18 protein-coding genes and 1 riboswitch are annotated in these 18,981 nt (G+C 73.1%); of the genes, 10 read left to right on the top strand and 8 right to left on the bottom strand.

Annotation, left to right across the window (positions count from 1 at the left end):
- Nucleotides 1-151: 151 nt before the first annotated feature.
- Both ACZ4SF_RS24945 and ACZ4SF_RS24940 read right to left on the bottom strand, forming a co-directional pair.
- Nucleotides 152-922: a methyltransferase gene (locus ACZ4SF_RS24945; RefSeq protein WP_468388200.1), complete on the bottom strand. Its 771-nt coding sequence runs from the start codon at nt 920-922 to the stop codon at nt 152-154.
- Nucleotides 923-1,089: 167 nt separating this feature from the next.
- Nucleotides 1,090-1,674 carry an SAV_6107 family HEPN domain-containing protein gene (locus ACZ4SF_RS24940; protein WP_468388198.1) on the bottom strand — a complete coding sequence of 195 codons (585 nt, stop codon included), beginning with the start codon at nt 1,672-1,674 and terminating at the stop codon, nt 1,090-1,092.
- 166 nt (nt 1,675-1,840) lie between these two features.
- Here ACZ4SF_RS24940 and ACZ4SF_RS24935 point away from each other — a divergent pair, with 166 nt between their 5' ends.
- The 5 genes from ACZ4SF_RS24935 (at nt 1,841) to ACZ4SF_RS24915 (ending at nt 8,004) form a co-directional block, all read left to right on the top strand.
- A complete protein-coding gene (locus tag ACZ4SF_RS24935; RefSeq protein ID WP_468388196.1) occupies nt 1,841-2,689 on the top strand; it encodes an ATP-binding cassette domain-containing protein in 849 nt (282 codons plus the stop codon).
- Complete coding sequence (locus ACZ4SF_RS24930; RefSeq protein ID WP_468388194.1) at nt 2,661-4,745, top strand: YhgE/Pip family protein; 2,085 nt, start codon at nt 2,661-2,663, stop codon at nt 4,743-4,745. The genes ACZ4SF_RS24935 and ACZ4SF_RS24930 overlap by 29 nt, the downstream gene beginning before the upstream one ends.
- Nucleotides 4,746-4,792: 47 nt before the next feature.
- Complete coding sequence (locus tag ACZ4SF_RS24925) at nt 4,793-5,422, top strand: TetR/AcrR family transcriptional regulator (protein WP_468388192.1); 630 nt, start codon at nt 4,793-4,795, stop codon at nt 5,420-5,422.
- Between the two features lie 409 nt (nt 5,423-5,831).
- A complete protein-coding gene (locus tag ACZ4SF_RS24920) occupies nt 5,832-6,434 on the top strand; it encodes a DUF4126 domain-containing protein (RefSeq protein ID WP_468388190.1) in 603 nt (200 codons plus the stop codon).
- A 58-nt stretch (nt 6,435-6,492) separates the two neighbouring features.
- Nucleotides 6,493-8,004, top strand: coding sequence for a phytoene desaturase family protein (locus ACZ4SF_RS24915; protein ID WP_468388188.1), 1,512 nt, complete (start codon nt 6,493-6,495; stop codon nt 8,002-8,004).
- 247 nt (nt 8,005-8,251) lie between these two features.
- On the opposite strand, the gene ACZ4SF_RS24910 is transcribed toward ACZ4SF_RS24915, so the two are convergent.
- The 6 genes from ACZ4SF_RS24910 to ACZ4SF_RS24885 all read right to left on the bottom strand — a co-directional run bounded on the left by ACZ4SF_RS24910 (nt 8,252) and on the right by ACZ4SF_RS24885 (nt 13,307).
- A complete protein-coding gene (locus ACZ4SF_RS24910; protein ID WP_468388186.1) occupies nt 8,252-9,169 on the bottom strand; it encodes an SCO2102 family sporulation regulator in 918 nt (305 codons plus the stop codon).
- A gap of 56 nt (nt 9,170-9,225) precedes the next feature.
- Nucleotides 9,226-10,149 carry a methylenetetrahydrofolate reductase [NAD(P)H] gene (metF, locus tag ACZ4SF_RS24905; protein ID WP_468388184.1) on the bottom strand — a complete coding sequence of 308 codons (924 nt, stop codon included), beginning with the start codon at nt 10,147-10,149 and terminating at the stop codon, nt 9,226-9,228.
- 325 nt (nt 10,150-10,474) lie between these two features.
- A complete protein-coding gene (thiE, locus tag ACZ4SF_RS24900; RefSeq protein ID WP_468388182.1) occupies nt 10,475-11,122 on the bottom strand; it encodes a thiamine phosphate synthase in 648 nt (215 codons plus the stop codon).
- A 92-nt stretch (nt 11,123-11,214) separates the two neighbouring features.
- Entirely contained in the window at nt 11,215-11,580 is a 366-nt protein-coding gene (locus tag ACZ4SF_RS24895; protein ID WP_468388180.1) for an Rv2175c family DNA-binding protein, read from the bottom strand.
- A gap of 108 nt (nt 11,581-11,688) precedes the next feature.
- Nucleotides 11,689-12,924, bottom strand: a complete 1,236-nt coding sequence (locus tag ACZ4SF_RS24890) for an NAD(P)/FAD-dependent oxidoreductase (protein ID WP_468388178.1) — start codon at nt 12,922-12,924, stop codon at nt 11,689-11,691.
- A gap of 32 nt (nt 12,925-12,956) precedes the next feature.
- A complete protein-coding gene (locus tag ACZ4SF_RS24885; RefSeq protein WP_468388176.1) occupies nt 12,957-13,307 on the bottom strand; it encodes an avidin-fold protein in 351 nt (116 codons plus the stop codon).
- 53 nt (nt 13,308-13,360) lie between these two features.
- Nucleotides 13,361-13,472, top strand: a riboswitch (TPP riboswitch).
- Between ACZ4SF_RS24885 and thiO the strand changes: the two genes are divergently transcribed.
- From thiO to ACZ4SF_RS24860, 5 genes are all read left to right on the top strand, one after another.
- Nucleotides 13,470-14,639 carry a glycine oxidase ThiO gene (gene thiO, locus ACZ4SF_RS24880; RefSeq protein ID WP_468388174.1) on the top strand — a complete coding sequence of 390 codons (1,170 nt, stop codon included), beginning with the start codon at nt 13,470-13,472 and terminating at the stop codon, nt 14,637-14,639. Its footprint overlaps the riboswitch before it by 3 nt.
- Entirely contained in the window at nt 14,636-14,848 is a 213-nt protein-coding gene (gene thiS / locus ACZ4SF_RS24875) for a sulfur carrier protein ThiS (RefSeq protein WP_468388172.1), read from the top strand. Before thiO ends, thiS begins: the two co-directional genes overlap by 4 nt.
- Nucleotides 14,849-14,851: 3 nt before the next feature.
- Entirely contained in the window at nt 14,852-15,646 is a 795-nt protein-coding gene (locus ACZ4SF_RS24870; protein ID WP_468388170.1) for a thiazole synthase, read from the top strand.
- 441 nt (nt 15,647-16,087) lie between these two features.
- The gene (gene pknB / locus ACZ4SF_RS24865) at nt 16,088-18,016 is read left to right on the top strand and encodes a Stk1 family PASTA domain-containing Ser/Thr kinase (RefSeq protein ID WP_468388168.1); all 1,929 of its coding nucleotides are present in this window, start codon (nt 16,088-16,090) and stop codon (nt 18,014-18,016) included.
- Nucleotides 18,017-18,073: 57 nt separating this feature from the next.
- Nucleotides 18,074-18,955, top strand: a complete 882-nt coding sequence (locus tag ACZ4SF_RS24860) for a deoxyribonuclease IV (RefSeq protein ID WP_468388166.1) — start codon at nt 18,074-18,076, stop codon at nt 18,953-18,955.
- Nucleotides 18,956-18,981 lie beyond the last annotated feature (26 nt).

Raw genomic sequence — 18,981 nt, 5'->3', positions numbered from 1 at the left:
CGGCTCGCTGAGGCTTGCATTCCCCGGCGGCCGGCCCGTCATGCCGGGCGGTGTACCTCGATCATACGGCGCAAACCCCTCGTTCGGGGGGCTTGTGTCGTACTCCATGTGCGGCCAAGGCCCTGATCAGCGGCTGGTCCCGGCAGTGCGCTCAGGCTTCTGCGGCACCCGTCGTCTCACCGAGCACGTGCAGCTGGGTGGCCACGGAGTGGAACGCGGGCAACTCGGCCGCCGCGGCCTCCAGCTTCAGCAGCGCGTCGAGGGCACCGGGCTCGGTGTCCACCAGGACGCCGGGCACGAGGTCGGCGAAGACGCGCACGCCGTGCACCGCGCCGACCCGCAGGCCGGCCCCCTCCGCCAGCGCGGTGAGCTGCTCGGCGGTGAAGCGGCGGGGCATCGGGTCGCCGGTGCCCCAGCGGCCGTCGGGGTCCTGCAGCGCCTGCCGGGCCTCGGTGAAGTGGCCGGCGAGGGCGCGGGCGAGCACGGCTCCGCCGAGACCGGCGGCGAGCAGGCTGACGACGCCTTCGGCGCGCAGCGCGGCGACCGCGTTGCGCACGCCCTCGGCCGGGTCGTCCACGTACTCCAGGACGCCGTGGCACAGGACGGCGTCGTAGCCGCCGCGCTCGACCACGTCGAACAGGCCGTGCGCGTCGCCCTGGACGCCCTGGACCCGATCGGCGACGCCGGCCTCGGCTACCCGGCGCTCCAGCGCGAACAGGGCGTTGGGGCTGGGGTCGACGACGGTGACGCGGTGGCCGAGGCGGGCGAGCGGCACGGCGAAGTTGCCGCTGCCGCCACCGGTGTCGAGGACGTCGAGCGAGTCCCGGCCCGTGGCCTTGACCCGGCGGTCGAGGGCGTCCTGCAGGACCTCCCAGACCACGGCGGTACGGAGGGAGGCGCGGGGGCGCATCGGGTCCGACACGGCAGTTGACTCCTCGGCAGCACGGAACGCTTCAGGCGACCTCCACCCTATTGCCTCCGCACCGCGCCTGGTCACCGCGGCCGTCGATGACCGCACGGGTCCCGGCCGCCGGACGCGCCGGGCGCGGCCGGCAGACACACCGGGCGCGGTCGGCGGACGGGCTCCCGTCAGCCCGCGTCCGGGAGGCCGCCTCCCGTCTCCGGCCCGTGCTGGCCGGTGCCGGTGCCGGTGCCGGTGCCGGTGTCCTGGCGGGGCTGGGGCAGGACCGGCTGGAGGACCAGCATGCGCTCGACGATGCGGATGAACATCGCCACGTCGCGTATGAGGTCGTCGGCGTCCCGCTGCCCGGCCGCCCCCTGGATGCCCGCCTCGGCTCGGGCGCGGCGCGCGGCACCGGCGGCGAACAGGGCGCTCCACTCGGTCAGCTCGGGCGCGATCTCCGGGAGCACTTCCCAGGCGCTGCGGATCCGGGCCCGGCGGCGCGGGGAGGTCTCCGGCCGGCCCCGGGCAGCGAGTACGGCGGCGGCGGTGCGCAGGGCGGCGAGGTGGGCCGTCGCATAGCGCTCGTTCGGCGTTTCCAGGACGGCGGCCTCGTCCAGTCCGGCGCGGGCCTGGGCGAGCAGATCGAGGGCGGCGGGCGGGGCCGGGGCCCGGCGGAGCACGGGGTGCACGTCGCTCGCCGGGCCGGTCAGTGAGGGGGCAGGGCCGGTGGCGCGGCGCCGGCGGGCGGCGGCTGCGGACGAGCTGGCCATGACGAACCTCCTGTCGTCTGGTGTGACGGCACGGATGCCGTATGTGCCCATCGTGAGGTATGGCACTGACAATCCGTTCTGACCTGGCCCTTTGCCTCGATCGACGGTTCGGGCGTATTTTTGCACTGACCAGTCAGTTCAAATAAGTCAGGCAGGGGGCGGGTTTGTGGACGGCGCGGACGTCAGGGCCGAGGGCCTCGGGCTCAAGGGGCCGCGAGGGTGGGTGTTCCGCGGCGTCACCCTCGGCGCGGAGCCCGGCTCGCTGATCGCGATCGAGGGACCGTCCGGCTCCGGCCGCACGTGTCTGCTGCTCGCGCTCACGGGACGGATGAAGCCCACCGAAGGGGTGGCCACCGTGGGCGGGTTCAAACTTCCCCGTCATCTGGCGGCCTTGCGGCACGTCAGCGCGGTGGCCAACGTGACCGGGGTGACCGACCTGGAGCCCGCGCTGACCGTCGGGGAGCATCTGCGGGAGCGGGCCCTGCTGCAACGCCGCTTCGACGGCTCCCTGCGCGCGCTGGTGCGGCCTCGCGCCCGGCGGGCGCAGGAGGCACGGCTGCGGGTGGACGCGGCCCTGGCGGCGGCCGGGCTCGACCTCGACAGCCTGCCCAAGGGCCCCCGGACGGCCGTCCGTGACCTGGAACGGCTCGAGGAACTCCGCCTGTCCGTGGCCCTGGCCCTCGTCGGACGGCCCCGGCTGCTGGGCGTCGACGACATCGACATGAAGCTCTCGGATGCCGAGCGCGCCCAGGTCTGGGACCTGCTGCGGTCCCTCACGCGCGCGGGCACGACGGTGGTGGCCGTGTGCCGCACCGCCCCCGAGGACTGCGTGCCCGTCTCGACGCGCCCGAGCGAGGAGAGTGCGGGCAAGGACGGCGACGGCCGCGACGGCACGGACGAAGCAGGCCCGGCGGCGGAAGACGCGGGCGACGCCGAGGGCGCCGGCGAGACCACCGAGAACAGCGACCCGAAGGAGGAGGGAGCCGATGCGCTCACCGAGGCTGGCCGCGCTTGAGCTGAGGCGTTTCGGACGCGGGAGGCTGCCGCGCGCGGCCCTGGTCGCGCTGCTCGTGCTCCCCCTGCTCTACGGCGCCCTCTACCTGTGGTCGTTCTGGGACCCGTACGGCCGCCTGGACCGCATCCCGGTGGCCCTGGTCAACGACGACAAGGGCGCCACGGCGGGCGATAAGAAGATCACCGCCGGCGACGACATCGTCGACGGGCTGCGCGACAGCCGGACCTTCGAATGGCACGAGGTGAGCGACGCGGAGGCCCGCAAGGGCGTCGAGGACGGCACCTACTACCTGTCGCTGACCATGCCGGCCGACTTCAGCCGCCGCATCGCCTCCAGTTCGGGCGATTCCCCGGAGACCGGCGCCCTCCGGGTGCGCACCAACGACGCGAACAACTACATCGTCGGCCAGATCTCCCGCACCGTCTTCAACGAGGTCCGCTCGGCCGCGTCCACCAAGGCCTCCCGGACCTTCCTGGACAAGATCTTCGTCTCGTTCTCCGACATCCACGACAAGACCGTCACCGCGGCCAAGGGCGCCGACAAGCTCGACACGGGCCTCGGGAAGGCGGAGAAGGGGTCCAAGGACCTCGCCGACGGGCTGAAGGACGCCAAGAGCGGCAGCGGCAAGCTGGCCAAGGGCCTGAAGAAGCTCGACACGGGCGCCGGCGACCTGGAGGAGGGTTCCCGGCAGGTCGCCGACGGCACCCAGGCGCTCGCCGACAAGGTCAACGGTGTCTACGCCAAGGCGGGCCCGTTCATCAAGACCAACGAGAAGACCATCGGGGACACCGCCAAGCTGGTCTCCGACTCGGCCAAGGCGGTGAAGGACAACCTGGACGTGCTGGTGAAGCTCGCTCCGGGCGCCGCGAAGACCGCTCACGCGTCCGCCGCCGTCCTGGACGAGGTCTACAAGAAGCGCTGCGAGCCCGCGGCCCTCCCCGACCCGGTCTGCCCGGACCTGAAGCGGGCCAAGACCGCCGCCGACGATGTGGCCACCGTCGCCGACGACCTCAACACGCTCATCGCCGACCAGAACGGCGACCTGAAGACGATGCGGGACAACCTCGGCACGCTCCAGAAGCAGGCCGACGCGCTCGCCGAGCGCGCACCACACCTCTCCGAGGACGTCGAGGACGCCGTCAAGAAGATCGGCAAGCTGAACACCGGCGCGCACAAGGTCGCCACCGGCGCCGAGAAGCTGCACACCGGCCTGGGCACCGCCCGCACCGGCGCGGTCACGCTGGACAAGGGCCTCGGCACGGCCAAGTCGGGTGCCGAGACGCTGAACGGCGGCCTGTACAAGCTCTCCGACGGCTCGGGGAAGCTGGCCGGCGGCCTGCACTCCGGCGCCAAGAAGATCCCGGACTACGACAAGCAGGACCGCGACCGGCGCACCGGCGTGATGGCCGACCCGGTCCAGCTGGCCTCCCACGACCTGCACAAGGCGCCGAACTACGGCACCGGTTTCGCCCCGTACTTCCTCCCGCTGTCGCTGTGGGTGGGCGCGATGGTGGCCTACATGCTGATCCCGCCGCTCAACCGGCGTGCCCTGGCGGCCGGTTCGTCCGCCTGGCGGATCGCGCTCGCCGGCTGGCTGCCGGTGGTCGCCGTGGGCGTGCTCCAGGTGGCCGCGCTGATGGCCGTACTGCACTGGGCGATCGGTCTGCAGATGCTGCGGGCGGCCGGCACGGTCGGCTTCCTGTGCCTGGTCACGGCGTGCTTCGCGGCGATCGTGCAGTGGCTGAACGCCCGCTTCGGCGCGGCGGGCCGGATCCTTGTCCTCGCGCTGCTGATGCTGCAGCTGACCTCGGCGGGCGGCACCTACCCGGTGCAGACCAGCCCGCGCTTCTTCAACGCGATCCACCCGTTCCTGCCGATGAGCTACATCGTGGAGGCGTTGCGCCGGCTCATCACGGGCGGCGGGCTCGGGCCGGTGTGGCAGGCGTGCGGTGTGCTCGCCGCGTTCACCGCCGGCGCCCTGGCGCTGACCGCCCTCGCGGCCCGGCGCCGTCAGGTGTGGACGCTGGACCGGCTGCACCCGGAGCTGAGCCTTTGATCCCGGGAAAGCCCCTGCACGCGCGCGTACCTGTGAGAATCGGGGCCATGGAAAGCAGCAGCACCAGGTCCGGCGGCAGCACGCGCCGCGAGGCCACTCGCCAGAAGCTCTACGAGGCGGCCGTCACGCTCATCGCCGAGCAGGGTTTCTCCGCGACCACCGTGGACGAGATCGCCGAGCGGGCGGGGGTCGCGAAGGGCACGGTGTACTACAACTTCGCGAGCAAGTCCGTTCTCTTCGAGGAGCTGCTGCGGCACGGCGTGGGCCTGCTCACCGCCTCCCTGAAGGAGGCGGCCGAGGAGACCACGCGCGCGGGCGGCGGCAAGGTGGACGCGCTGGACGCGATGGTCCGCGCGGGCCTGGTCTTCATCGACCGCTACCCGGCCTTCACCCAGCTGTACGTCGCCGAGCTGTGGCGCACCAACCGGGCCTGGCAGTCCACCCTGATGGTGGTGCGGCAGGAGGCCGTCGCGGTGGTCGAGGGGGTGCTGCGCGAGGGCGTGGCGACCGGGGAGTTCAGCGACGAGATCGACGTCCAGCTGACCGCGGCGGCCCTGGTCGGCATGGTCCTGGTGGCCGCGCTGGACTGGAAGTCCTTCCAGCCGGAGCGCTCTCTCGACGACGTCCACGCGGCCCTGTCCCGGCTGCTCCAGGGCCGGGTCAGCGGCAGGGTCTGAGCACGGGGCATCCGCCACCGGGCGCATACGGAAGGCGCCGGTCCGCTGCCGGACCGGCGCCTTCTGTTCCCCGTGACCCCCCGTACTGCTCCCCCGTGATCCCCCGTGTTTCCTTCCCGCACTCCCCCGTGCGGGCCCCCCGTGCGGACCCCCGTGGTGGTCTTCCCCGGGACCCCCGTGTCTCGCTTCCGCCGACGGATCGACGGAAGGAGCGGCCGGCGGGCGGGCGCCGTTCCGCCGCCCCGTGTCGGCGGTGCCGGGCCACGCCCCCTGCCGTGCCTCTACTCTCTCGTCCCGGGGGCCGCCGTCCCATCCGCGCGCGTACTCATCTGGCCGTCTAGGTACGCGTACTCAGCCGTCCGCGCGCATGCCCACGACTCCGGCCGCCCGCCTGGTTACGATCGCCTCCGTGTCCGTACTCCCTCTGGTCTTCACCAGCGGCTGGGCCAGCGGCATCAACGCCTACGCGGTGGTGCTGCTGCTCGGCCTCTTCGGCATGACGGGGGTGAGCGACGACGTCCCGCAGACCTTGCAGCGCCCCGAGGTGCTGATCGCCGCCGGTGTGCTGTTCCTGTGCGAGGCCGTCGCCGACAAGATCCCGTACGTCGACTCCCTCTGGGACTCGGTGCACACCGTGATCCGGCCGCTGGCGGGCGCCTGGGTCGGGGCGCTGCTCGCCGGGCACAGCGGCTCGCTCTCGGACGTGACGGCCGCTCTGGTGGGCGGGTCGACGGCGCTGGCCAGTCACACCGTCAAGGCCGGGACGCGGATGGCGGTCAACACCTCGCCGGAGCCGTTCAGCAACTTCGTGCTGAGCGTCGCCGAGGACCTCGGGGTCGGCGGCATCGTCACGTTCGCGATGTTCCATCCGAAGGCTGCGGCGATCATCGCGGCCGTCCTGCTGGCGGGCGGCCTGCTGATACTGCTGTTCCTGGTCTCGCGCATCCGGCGCTTCCTGCGCCGCCGGGCCCAGCGGCGTGAGGAGCGGCGCCTGGCCTCACGGGCCCCCTGACCTGCGCCGCAGCCGCCCGGTGGCCGGATTGTCGGTGGCGGTCGATAAAGTCCCGGACATGGCACGGATTGCGGTGATCGGCGCCGGCATGGGCGCGATGGCGGCCGCTGCCCGGCTGGCCGTCGCGGGCCACCGGGTGACGGTGTACGAGCGGACGGAGACGTACGGCGGTGCGGTGCGCCGGTTCGAGCGGGAGGGTTTCCGCTTCGACACGGGCCCGGGGCTGCTGACGTTGCCGGCGGTGTACCGCGATCTGTTCGTCAAGACCGGCAAGGAGCCGCTGGAGGACTGCGTCGAGCTGGTCCAGGTCGACCCGTCGGCCCGGCATGTCTTCGCGGACGGCACCGAGGTGTCGCTGCCGAACGCCTCGCGCGCGGGTGTCGTCGCGGCCCTGGACGAGGCGCTGGGTGCGGGGGCGGGCGAGCGCTGGGGCGACTTCCTGGTGCGGGCCCGTGAGGCCTGGGACCGGACGCGCCGGCCGCTGCTGGAGGAGCCGCTGTGGCCCAACTGGCAGGTGCTGGCGGACAAGGAGCCGTATCCGGCGGTTGCGCACAAACGGCTGCTGCGCACGCGCCGGGCCCGGACCCTGGCCGAGATCGGCTTCTGGGAACTGCGTGACGACCGCCTCGAGGGCATCCTGATGAGCCACGCGCTGGCGTACGGCCTCGCTCCCTGGTCCGCTCCGGCGAGTGCGGCCGTGCTGCCGTACATGGAACACGCCTTCGGGACCTGGTACGTGCGCGGTGGCATCCGTGAGCTGGCGCGCGCGGTGTACGAGCGCTGCCTGAAGCGGCGGGTGGAGTTCGTCTTCGGCACCGAGGTCACCCGGATCCTGGAGAAGGACGGCCGGGCCGCGGGGGTGGAGCTGGCCGACGGGAGCGTCGCCGAGGCGGACCATGTCGTGGCGGACGTGCACCCGGCGCTGCTCGGGTCGCTGACGGAGCGTCACTTGGACGACGAGGGCGATGTCCGGGCCGACCCCGGCGCCGCCCCGCCCGCCCGGTTCACACTGCTGCTGGCTCTGCGTGGCCGGCGGGAGCCCGGAGCCGCGCACCGCACGGTCGTTCATCCGGCGGCTCCCGAGTCGGAGTGGGACTTCCTGGCCTCGCCCGGCGGCGACGAGCCCCGCTGTCCGACGGTGACGGTGCTGCGCCCCGACGACCCCGCGCTGCGGCCCGACGGCGAACACGAGTCGGTGGTGCTGTCCGCCACGGTGTCCACCGAGGCCGCCTGGGACGACGACGGCACGGTCCGGCGGTACACGGGCTTCCTCCTCCAGGCGGCCGAGCGCGCGGTACCCGGACTGCGCGAGCGCCTGTTGTGGCACGAGGTGCGGGTGCCCGGTGACATCGAGGCCGAGACGGGCGCCCGGTCCGGGGCCGTGCCCGCGCCGGCCCTCGCCGCCGGCCAGGGGCGCTTCCTGCACCCGTCGAACACCACCCGGCTGCCCGGGCTGTACCGGGTCGGCGGCTGGTCCCACCCGGGCGGCGGCCTCCCGCACGCCGGCATGTCGGGCGCGCTGGTGGCCGGCCTGATCGTAGAGGGGTCGGGGTTCCGCGGCTCTCAGTGAGCGGGGGCAGGCGGGTCGGAGGCGCAGGAACGGGCGCGCCGGAAGCAAGCACGCAGGAGGGCAGCCGGGCTGGATACCGGCGCGCAGAAGGCAGCCGGGCTGGAAGCCGACGCGCGGAAGGCAGCCAGGCTGAAAGCCGACGCGCGGAAGGCAGCCACGCTGAAAGCCGAGGCGCAGGAAGACGGCGTGCAGGAAGACGGTGAGCCGGGAGTCGGCGGGCCGGGGCCCGGGGTCAGAGCCCGGGGCTTCAGAAGCGGTACTGCTCGTCGTATCCGGCACCGGGCTGCGACTGCTGCCCGCCCCCCTGGTGCGGATACGGCTGCTCCTGCGGGAGTTCACCGCCGTAAACCTCGTCGGTGCGCTGCTGCGGCACCCACACCCCGCCGGCCGGGGTCTCGCCGTAGCCGCCGGTGGCGTACGGGTCCTGGGCGTAGCCCTGCTGCTGTCCGTACTGCTGGCCGTAGCCCTGGTCGTAGGAACCGTAGGACTGGCTGCCGATGTACGGGTCGGAGTAGTTGGCGTAGCCCTGCTGGCCTGCGCTGTCGTAGCCGTAGCCCTGCTGGGGGTAGCCGGAGTAGTCGTAGGCGTAGCTCTGCTGGGCGTTCGCGTAGGCGGTGTCGCCGTAGACGCCGTAGTTGCCGGTGTCGTCGGGGAGGGGCTGCGGCTCGTAGACGGCGGTGCTCTCGGCGGCGGTGGGCTCGTCCGCCGTGCGCGAGGGGGCCGGGGTGAAGACGTCGTCGCGGTCGTAGTCGTCGTCGTAGCCGCCGTGCGCCTGGCCGCGGCCGTAGCCGGCGTGCTCGGCGGGGTCGTCGTCGGCCTCGGCGAACTCCTGGTCGGACTCCAGCGGGCCCTCGTCGCGCCGGTCCGCCCGGCCGCGCCGGCGCTTGCTGCCGCCCTCGGTCTCGGCGTCGGGCCGCTTGACCGCCCAGCCGGCGGCGAAGCCGCGGCGGAACGACAGCGTGACGTAGGTCTGGCCGACCGCGAAGGCGATCGCGCCCAGTCCGATCACGATCACGGAGGGCATCAGCACACCGATCACGACGCCGAGGAACCCGGCGAACGCGAGGAGTCGCCAGCGCAGGCGTGCCTTGTACTGCAGCAGCACCTCGCCCAGCAACCACAGCGCGACGATGCCGAACGCGATGTAGAGGACCGTCCAGCCCATGTACGCCCCTCTCCCAGTGACCGCTACGCAGTGTGTCGTATCGCGGTGCGGCCGGTCTAGGCCTGCGGGGTGTGGTGCAGGCCCAGGTTCTCGTAGATTTCCAGGGTCGCCGTGGAGTTGTTGAGCGTGATGAAGTGCAGTCCGGGCACTCCCTCGGCCAGCAGCCGAGCGCAGAACTCCGTGGCGAACTCGATACCGATGGAGCGTACCGCCGCCGGATCGTCCTTTGCTGTGAGGATCCGCTCTTTCAGGGCGTCCGGGAACAGCGCCGTGCTGAGCTTCGGCACCCGTTCCAGCATCTTCACGCTGGTGACCGGCAGGACCTCGGGGATGACCGGGGTGTCACAGCCCGCGGCCGACACCCGGTCGCGCAGCCGCAGGTACGACTCCGGCTGGAAGAACATCTGTGTGATGGCGTAGTCGGCACCCGCACGGCACTTGTCGACGAAGTGGCGGACGTCGGTGTCCCAGTCGGCGGAGCGCGGATGCATCTCCGGGAAGGCGGCGACGCCCACGCAGAAGTCGCCCGACTCCTTGATGAGGCGGACGAGTTCGGCCGCGTACGTCAGACCCCGCGGGTGCGGGACCCACTCGCCCATCGGGTCGCCGGCCGGGTCGCCGCGCACGGCGAGCATGTTGCGGATGCCGGCGTCCGCGTACTGGCCGATGATGTTGCGCAGTTCGGCGATGGAGTGGTCGACCGCGGTGAGGTGGGCGACCGGCGTGAGCGTGGTGTCGACGACGATCTGCTGCGTCTCGCGGACCGTGGTCGTCCGCGTGGTGCCGCCGGCGCCATAGGTGACGGAAACGAAGTCGGGGGCCACGGCCTCGACCCTGCGCAGCGCGTTCCACAGGCTCCGCTCGCCCTTGGGGGTCTTCGGCGCGTAGAACTCGAACGAGTACGTCGTCTTGCCGGCGGCGAGGATGTCACGCACGGTGCGTGCGCGATCAGTCCTGGTGGATGCGGTTCCGAGGGCCATACGGGCAGGTTAGCCAGGGGAGGGCGGTCCCCCAACCGCACGTCGGAAATATGCCCGAATTGTCGACTTCCTGTCCGCCCCTTGGACAGATGTCCGGACACCGCCGCCGCGCACCCGCCGCCGAGCCCGCGACCAGGGGAAGACCCGGGCGGGATCCGGGCCGGCTCCGGGCAGGCACGGGGAAGGAGCCGGGAAGGCCTCCGGCAAGCAAAGGCGAAGGCTCCGGTCAGGAACGGGGAGCGGACGGGGAAGGTGTCCGGCAAGGAGCGGGAAGGCTCCGGCCAAGGACCGGGAAGTCTCCGGAAGGGCCGGAGGAAAGCGGCCCCTAGACCTGCCGCAGTCGCTTCGCGAACTCGGCCGCCGCCGCGCCCGGGTCGTCCGCCTCGGTGATCGCGCGGACCACCACCACCCGGCGGGCGCCCGCGTCCAGCACCTGGTCCAGGTTGGCGAGGTCGATGCCGCCGATGGCGAACCAGGGACGGTCGGTGCCGAGGCCCGCCGTGTGGCGGACCAGGTCGAGGCCGGGGGCGTGGCGGCCCGGCTTGGTCGGGGTGGGCCAGCAGGGGCCGGTGCAGAAGTAGTCCACGCCCTCCTGGACGGCTGCAGCGGCGGCCTCGTCCTCGGCATGCGTGGAGCGGCCGATCAGGACGTCCGCGCCGAGGATCGCCCGGGCGGCCGGGACCGGAAGGTCACCTTGGCCGAGATGCAGCACGTCGGCGCGGGCCGCGTGGGCGACGTCCGCCCGGTCGTTGACCGCGAGCAGCTTGCCGTGCCGGGCGCAGGCCTCGGCGAACACCTGCAGGTGCGCCAGCTCCTCGGCGGCCTCCATGCCCTTGTCGCGCAGCTGCACGATGTCGACACCGCCGGCCAGGACCGCGTCCAGGAACTCGGGCAGGTCACCCTGGCGCCTGCGGGCGTCCGTGCAGAGGTACAGGCGGGCGCCGGCGAGCGCGGCGCGGGCGGTGTCGGACATGCGTGGGTCCCCCCGGGGTCGGTGTGCCTGGCGGTACTGGACGGTGGCGTGCGGGCGGCCGGCCCGCACGCCACCTCCTGGTGCGGGTCGGCTCAGACGGCGAGCGCCTGGGCGCGGCGCTTCACCTCCGTGCCGCGATTCTCGCTCAGGGCCTGCGCGGGGGTGCCGGGCAGAGTCGGGTCGGGGGTGAAGAGCCACTCGATCATCTCGTCGACCGTGAAGCCGTCGTCCCGCAGGAGCGTCAGGGTCCCGGCCAGGCCCTTGACGACCTTGTCGCCGTCGATGAAGGCGGCGGGGACGTGCAGCGCCCTGTTCTCACCTCGGCGTACGGCGATGAGCTGGCCCTCCTTGACCAGCTGCCGTACACGCGTCACCTCGACGCCGAGCATCTCGGCGATGTCGGGAAGGGTGAGCCAGGCGGGGACGAGAGCATCGATCTTTGCGTCAATCTCGGTCACGCCACCTAGCGTAGGCGCTCCGCCGGGCAGGTCGCGATCGGCTGTGCCGCGCTCTGTCGTCGGCCGTCCGCGGCGCCGTTGTGGCTGGTCGCGCAGTTTCCCGTGGCTCTAGGGAGCTGCCGTCGCGTCTTTCAGAGGTCGGGCCGGGTCCGCCACGGCCGCTGCGTCCATGGGGCGGCCGGACTCGATCAGTCTGCGGCCCTGGGCCAGATCGCGCGGACGGCCTACCGCCAGCAGGGCGACCAGCTGGCCCTCGCGCAGCCAGCACACCGACCAGGACGGGCCTGTCGGGTCGCCGCGCCAGACCAGGCGGTCGGCCGCGGCGTGGTGGCCGGCGTACTGCACGAACCGGCCGAACTGCTCGGACCAGAAGTACGGCACCGGGTCGTAGACCACGGGTGTCTCGCCGAGGATGTTCGCGGCGACCGTGCGCGGCCCCTGGAGGGCGTTGTCCCAGTGGTGGACGAGCAGCCGTTCGCCGTAGCGGGCCGAGGGGAAGGAGGCGCAGTCGCCGACGGCGTACACGTCCGGCAGGGAGGTGCGCAGGTGGGCGTCGGCGAGCACCTCGCCGTGCGCGCCCAGTTCGACGCCGGAACCGGCCAGGAAGGTGGTGGCGGGGCGGGCGCCGATGCCGACGACGACGGCGCCCGCGGGCAGCCGGGTGCCGTCGGTGAGCACCACCACGCCGGCCTCGATGCGCTCCACGCGCGCGTGGGTGCGCAGTTCGATGCCGCTGTCGGCGTACCAGGCGGCCATGGGCGCGGCGACCTCGGCGGGCAGGGCGCCGGCGAGCGGCCGGTCGGCGGCCTCCACGACCGTCACCGCGCAGCCGGCCTCGCGGGCGGCCGTGGCGAACTCGGCGCCGATCCAGCCGGCGCCGACGACCACGATGTCGTGCTGCCGGGCGAGCACCGGCCGCAGCCGTTCGGCGTCGTCGAGGGTGCGCAGCAGATGCACGCCGGGCACGCCCTCGGTGCCGGGCAGCGTGATCGGTTCGGCGCCGGCCGCGAGGACCAGGACGTCGTACGGCACCGGACCCGCCTCGGTGTCCAGCTCGCGCACGGCCGGGCGCAGGCCGTACACCTCGCAGCCGAGGCGCAGCTCGACGCCGAGGGACTCGAAGTCGACGTCGAAGGCGGAGTCCTCGGCCTTGCCGAGCAGCACGGCCTTCGACAGGGGCGGCCGGTCGTACGGCTGGTGCGGCTCGGCCCCGATGACGGTCACACCGCCCCGGAAGCCCTGCTCCCGCAGGGCGACCGCGGTCTGCACCCCGGCCATGCCGGCGCCGACGACGACCACGCGCCGCCCCGGTGACGTGCCCTCTTGCGCTGTCTGCTCGCTCACCCGATCACCATAGACAACTGACGTTCTGTCATTCAGGGGGCGTGCTCGGTGAGCTGTTCCACAACACTCGTGCCGGAGCCGGGCCGGGACTCCCACTCCCAGGTCTCCTCCAGGCGCACCCGCCCGTCCGGCAGCTCCACGACCGTGGAGACGCAGTGCCCCGAGGCGGTCGTCCCGTCGGTCTTGAGCTGGACGTACCGGAAGTCCAGCCGGTCGCCCTCGCGGGTGCCGACCAGGTGGCCGCGTACCACGTCACCGCCCGCGTACTCGGCCCAGATCTCGCCGTCCTTCTCGTGGTACGTGAACCGGGTGCGGGTGCCCACCTGACCTGGGGCTTGGTCCGCGACGGGGGCGAGTGTCAGTCCGTCGAGCGAGCGGGCCATCGAACAGGGCTCCCTTACGAGTGACGAGCGGGGCGGGCTAGGGTGGCCACCGTACAAGCACTCGCGGGAGCCCGGACGCACCGGGCTGAGAGGGAGGCTGGCGGCCTCCGACCGTACGAACCTGATCCGGGTCATGCCGGCGAAGGGAGGGGCTGGACGCCCATGTCGTCGCGTACGTCCGACGTCCTCGTCATCGGGGGCGGAATCATCGGCCTGGTCACGGCCTGGCGGGCCGCGCAGCGCGGGTTCACCACCGCCGTGCTGGACCCCACCCCGGGTGGCGGGGCCGCGCAGGTCGCGGCCGGGATGCTGGCCGCGGTCACCGAGCTGCACTACGGCGAGGAGACCCTGCTCGCCCTGAACCTGGAATCGGCCCGCCGCTACCCCGGCTTCGCGGCCGAGCTGACCGAACTGACGGGCCACGACCTCGGCTACCGCCGCTGCGGCACCCTCGCCGTGGCGCTGGACGCCGACGACCGCGCCGGCCTGCGCGAACTGCATGCGCTGCAGCAGCGTTCGGGGCTCGCGTCGGAGTGGCTGTCCGGGCGGGAGTGCCGGCGGCTGGAACCGATGCTGGCGCCCGGGGTGCGCGGCGGTCTGCGGGTCGACGGCGACCACCAGATCGACCCGCGGCGGCTGGCGGCGGCTCTGGTGGCCGCGTGCGAACGGGCCGGCGTGGTGTTCCACCGCGCGTGGGCCGAGCGGCTGGACGTGGCGCGGGGCCGGGCCGCCGGAGTCACCACGGCGGACGGCACCGCGCTGCGCGCACAGCAGGTGGTGCTGGCGGCCGGGAGCCTGAGCGGACGGCTCGCGGGCGTGCCGGACGAGCTGCTGCCGCCGGTCCGGCCGGTCAAGGGGCAGGTGCTGCGGCTGACCGTGCCGCGCCGGTACGCGCCGTTCCTGAGCCGGACCGTGCGGGCCGTGGTGCGGGGCAGCCACGTGTATCTGGTGCCCCGGGAGAACGGCGAACTGGTCGTCGGCGCCACCAGCGAGGAGCTGGGCTGGGACACCACCGTCACGGCGGGGGGCGTGTACGAGCTGCTGCGCGACGCCCACGAGCTGTTGCCCGGCATCACCGAGCTGCCGCTCACCGAGACCCGGGCCGGGCTGCGGCCCGGTTCCCCCGACAATGCCCCGCTGCTCGGCCCGTCCGGCCTGGACGGGCTGCTGCTGGCCACCGGGCACTACCGCAACGGCGTGCTGCTCACCCCGGTCACCGGCGACGTGCTGGCGCACGCCCTGGTCACCGGTGAGCTTCCCGAGGAGGCACGTCCGTTCACCCCGCAGCGATTCCGCACCGCGGCCCTGGCACACCTGGAGCAGCCCGCATGAGCATCTCCGTCACCGTCTCCGTCAACGGCGAACCCCGCCAGATCGCTCCGGGCACCGGGCTCGATGCCCTTGTGCAGACGCTCACCGCGGCACCGCGCGGGGTGGCCGCCGCCGTCAACGAAACCGTCGTCCCGCGCGCGCAGTGGGCGACGACCGCCCTCGCCGAGGGTGACCGGATCGAAGTTCTCACCGCTGTGCAGGGAGGCTGAGCCATGGCCGACGATCCCCTGGTCATCGGAGGGGTGACCTTCTCGTCCCGGCTGATCATGGGTACGGGGGGCGCGCCCAGCCTGGAGGTGCTGGAGCGGGCGCTGGTCGCGTCCGGCACGGAACTGACGACGGTCGCGATGCGGCGCGTGGATCCGTCCGTGCACGGCTCGGTGCTGTCGGTGCTGGAGAAGCTCGGCATCCGGGTGCTGCCGAACACGGCGGGCTGTTTCACCGCCGGGGAGGCCGTGCTGACCGCCCGGCTGGCCCGGGAGGCGCTGGGCACGGACCTGATCAAGCTGGAGGTCATCGCCGACGAGCGGACGCTGCTGCCGGACCCGGTGGAACTGCTGGAGGCGGCCGAGACGCTGGTGGACGACGGGTTCACGGTGCTGCCGTACACGAACGACGACCCCGTTCTCGCGCGGAAGCTGGAAGACGCCGGCTGTGCCGCGGTGATGCCGCTCGGCTCGCCGATCGGGTCCGGGCTCGGTATCCGCAACCCGCACAACTTCCAGCTGATCGTGGAGCACGCGCGTGTGCCGGTGATCCTGGACGCGGGGGCCGGTACGGCGTCCGACGCGGCGCTGGCGATGGAGCTGGGGTGTGCGGGGGTGATGCTGGCGTCGGCGGTGACGCGGGCGCAGGAGCCGGAGCGGATGGCTGCGGCGATGCGGCTCGCGGTGGAGGGGGGCCGGCTGGCTCGGCTGGCGGGGCGGATTCCGCGGCGGTATCTCGCCGAGGCGTCGTCTCCTGCGGAGGGCCTGGCCGTGCTGGATCCCGAGCGCCCCGCGTTCTGACCGGCGCTGCAGCGGGCCATTCCTCTCCCACCCACGCACCGCCCGTCACCGTCGGCTGAGAGGCCGGACTTTCCCGTGGGGCGTTCTCGCCGTCGGCGGCCGCGGGGTCGAGTGCGGTGCCGCGGACCTTGCCGTGGGGCGTTCTCGCCGTCGGCGACCGCGGGTGCGGGTGCGGTGCCGCGGGCCTTGCGCCGTGGGGCGTTCTCGCCGTCGGCGACCGCGGGTGCGGCTGCGGTGCCGCGGGCCTTGCGCCGTGGGGCGTTCTCGCCGTCGGCGACCGCGGGTGCGGCTGCGGTGCCGTGGGGCGTTCTCGCCGTCGGCGGTTGTGGGGGCGGCTTCGCTACGCGTTGTCGTGTGTCGCGTCACAGGTCGGCTTCAGTGGCCGGGGGAAAGCGGTCTCGGCGGGGGAACTGTCGGTCACCCCTCGTAGACTGCGCTCTCGTGGATACGACCCTTCAGGACCCCCTCGTCGGGCAGGTGCTCGACGGCCGTTATCGCGTCGACGCGCGGATCGCGGCCGGCGGGATGGCCACGGTCTACCGGGCCCTGGACACCCGTCTGGACCGTGTGCTCGCGCTGAAGGTGATGCACCCGACGCTCGCGACCGACGGGTCCTTCGTCGAGCGCTTCATCCGGGAGGCGAAGTCCGTCGCCCGGCTGGACCACCCCAACGTGGTGCAGGTCTTCGACCAGGGCGCCGACGGGTCGTACGTCTACCTGGCGATGGAGTACATCGCCGGCTGCACCCTGCGGGACGTGCTGCGCGAGCGGGGTGCCGTGCAGCCGCGGGCCGCGCTGGACATCCTGGAGCCGGTGCTCGCCGCACTCGGCGCCGCGCACCGGGCCGGCTTCGTGCACCGGGACATGAAGCCCGAGAACGTGCTGATAGGCGACGACGGCCGGGTGAAGGTCGCCGACTTCGGCCTGGTGCGGTCCGTGGACACGGTGACCAGCACGACGGGTGCCGTGCTCGGGACCGTGTCGTATCTCGCACCGGAGCAGATCGAGCAGGGCACCACCGACCCGCGCGTCGACGTGTACGCGTGCGGTGTCGTCCTGTACGAGATGCTGACGGGCGCGAAGCCGCACGCCGGGGACTCCCCGGCACAGGTGCTCTACAAGCACCTGCACGAGGACGTGCCGCCGCCCTCGGCGCTCGTGCCGGGGCTGCCGTACCCGCTGGACGAGCTGGTCGCTTCGGCCACCGCGCGCACCCCCGGCATCCGGCCGCACGACGCCGTGGCGCTGCTCGCCCAGGTCCGCGAGGCCCGCCAGGGGCTGACCGAGGAGCAGCTGGACACGGTCCCGCCGCAGGCGCTGACCGCGGACCACGACAACGCGGAGGACCGCACGAGCGTGATCCCGCGCGCACTGACGGTGCCCCGGCCGCTGCCCGTCGGCGACGAAGCCCCCGGGGACGGGACCGACCGCACCGCCCGCTTCCAGAGCCCGCCCGTGCCTCCCCGCCGGGGCCCGGCCCGGCCGCGGCGCGCGCTGCTGGCGGTGATCGCGGCCGTGCTGGTGCTGATCGGCGTGGGCACCGGGGTCTGGTACATCAACTCGGGCCAGTTCACGAAGGTCCCGCCGTTGCTGACCCAGACCGAGGAGCAGGCCAGGCAGCGGCTGACGGCAGCCGGGCTCGACGTCGGGCGGGTCAAGCGGGCCTACAGCGACACCGTCAAGCGCGGCACGGTCATGGGCAGCGACCCGGCGCCCGGCGAGCGGATCCGGGACCACGACTCGGTCACGCTGACCGTGTCGCTGGGCCCGGAGACGGTGAACGTGCCGAACCTGGAGGGACAGCCTCTCGCGAAGGCGCAGGCGCGGCTGAAGGCGGACGGCCTGGAGCCGGGCATGATCACCCGTGAGTTCAGCGAGGACGTCCCCAGGGGCTCGGTGATCGGTACGACACCGGACGCGGGCACCAAGCGGCACGCGGGCTCGGCGATCGCGCTGACCGTCAGCAAGGGCAGCCCGATCGACATGCCGGACGTGACGGGCGACGACCTGGACACCGCGAAGCAGGAGCTGACCGACGCCGGGCTGAAGGTGCGGATCGCCGACAAGCAGGTCCACTCCTCCGAGTTCGACAAGGGCGAGGTGGCCGCGCAGAGCCCGCGCGAGGGCAGCCGGGCCGCCGAGGGCGACACGGTGACGCTGACGGTGTCCAAGGGTCCGGAGATGATCGAGGTCCCGGACGTGGTCGGGGACAGCGTGGACGACGCCCACGACGCCCTGGAGAGCGCGGGCTTCGAGGTGAACGAGGACCGCGGGCTGCTCGGGCTGTTCGGCGACACCGTGAAGGAGCAGTCGGTGGAGGGCGGCGACAAGGCGCCCAAGGGGTCGACGATCACCATCACCATCCGGTGACGGGGGTCACCGGGGAGCGTGGTCCGGGGGCCGGGGCGGACATGACACCCTGAACGGGTGAGTTCCGACCAGTCCTCCCCCCTCCCCCGCAATCCCGTCGGCGGCCATGTGCCCGTGGCCGGCGGCCTGCACTCCGTGGGGCTGTCGTACGCCCGTGAGCTGAAGGCCGAGACGGTGCAGGTCTTCGTCGCCAACCCGCGCGGCTGGGCGACGCCCGCCGGGAATCCGCGGCAGGACGAGGCGTTCCGCGCGGCGTGCGCGGAGGAGTCGGTCCCGGCGTACGTGCACGCCCCCTACCTGATCAACTTCGGCTCGCACACCGAGGCGACCGTGGAGCGGTCGGTGGAGTCGCTGCGGCACTCGCTGCGGCGCGGCCGGGAGATCGGCGCGCTGGGCGTGGTCGTGCACACCGGGAGCGCGACCGGCGGGCGGGCCCGGGACGTGGCGCTGAAGCAGGTCCGCGAGCACCTGTTGCCGCTGCTGGACGAGCTGACGCACGACGACGACCCGTTCCTGCTGCTGGAGTCGACCGCCGGGCAGGGCGCCTCGCTGTGCTCGCGCACCTGGGACTTCGGGCCGTACTTCGAGGCCCTGGACGCCCATCCGAAGCTGGGCGTGTGCCTGGACACCTGCCACATCTTCGCCGCCGGGCACGACCTGACCGGGCCGAGCGGGATGCACCGGACGCTGGACCTGCTGGTGGACACGGTCGGCGCGGGCCGGCTGAAGCTGATCCACGCCAATGACTCCAAGGACGTGGTGGGCGCACACAAGGACCGGCACGAGAACATCGGCGCCGGCCACATCGGCGAGGCCCCTTTCCGCGCCCTGATGACCCACCCGGCGACGGCGGGCGTGCCGCTGATCATCGAGACGCCCGGCGGCAAGGAGGGACACGCGGCGGACGTGGAGCGGCTGAAGAGACTCCGGGATTCCTGACCCGTTGAGGAATACCCCCGGGGGGT

Source organism: Streptomyces sp. NPDC027663, from assembly GCF_055566415.1.
Note: the sequence above shows the minus strand (reverse complement) of the source record. Positions and strands in the feature narration are given on the sequence as shown.

Coding starts and splice junctions, on each gene's coding strand:
- ACZ4SF_RS24930 (WP_468388194.1), top strand. CDS start 2,661: ATGCGCTCACCGAGGCTGGCCGCGCTTGAGCTGAGGCGTTTCGGACGC.
- thiE (WP_468388182.1), bottom strand. CDS start 11,122: ATGTCCGACACCGCCCGCGCCGCGCTCGCCGGCGCCCGCCTGTACCTC.
- ACZ4SF_RS24915 (WP_468388188.1), top strand. CDS start 6,493: ATGGCACGGATTGCGGTGATCGGCGCCGGCATGGGCGCGATGGCGGCC.
- ACZ4SF_RS24885 (WP_468388176.1), bottom strand. CDS start 13,307: ATGGCCCGCTCGCTCGACGGACTGACACTCGCCCCCGTCGCGGACCAA.
- ACZ4SF_RS24910 (WP_468388186.1), bottom strand. CDS start 9,169: ATGGGCTGGACGGTCCTCTACATCGCGTTCGGCATCGTCGCGCTGTGG.
- ACZ4SF_RS24925 (WP_468388192.1), top strand. CDS start 4,793: ATGGAAAGCAGCAGCACCAGGTCCGGCGGCAGCACGCGCCGCGAGGCC.
- ACZ4SF_RS24940 (WP_468388198.1), bottom strand. CDS start 1,674: ATGGCCAGCTCGTCCGCAGCCGCCGCCCGCCGGCGCCGCGCCACCGGC.
- thiO (WP_468388174.1), top strand. CDS start 13,470: ATGTCGTCGCGTACGTCCGACGTCCTCGTCATCGGGGGCGGAATCATC.
- thiS (WP_468388172.1), top strand. CDS start 14,636: ATGAGCATCTCCGTCACCGTCTCCGTCAACGGCGAACCCCGCCAGATC.
- ACZ4SF_RS24870 (WP_468388170.1), top strand. CDS start 14,852: ATGGCCGACGATCCCCTGGTCATCGGAGGGGTGACCTTCTCGTCCCGG.
- metF (WP_468388184.1), bottom strand. CDS start 10,149: ATGGCCCTCGGAACCGCATCCACCAGGACTGATCGCGCACGCACCGTG.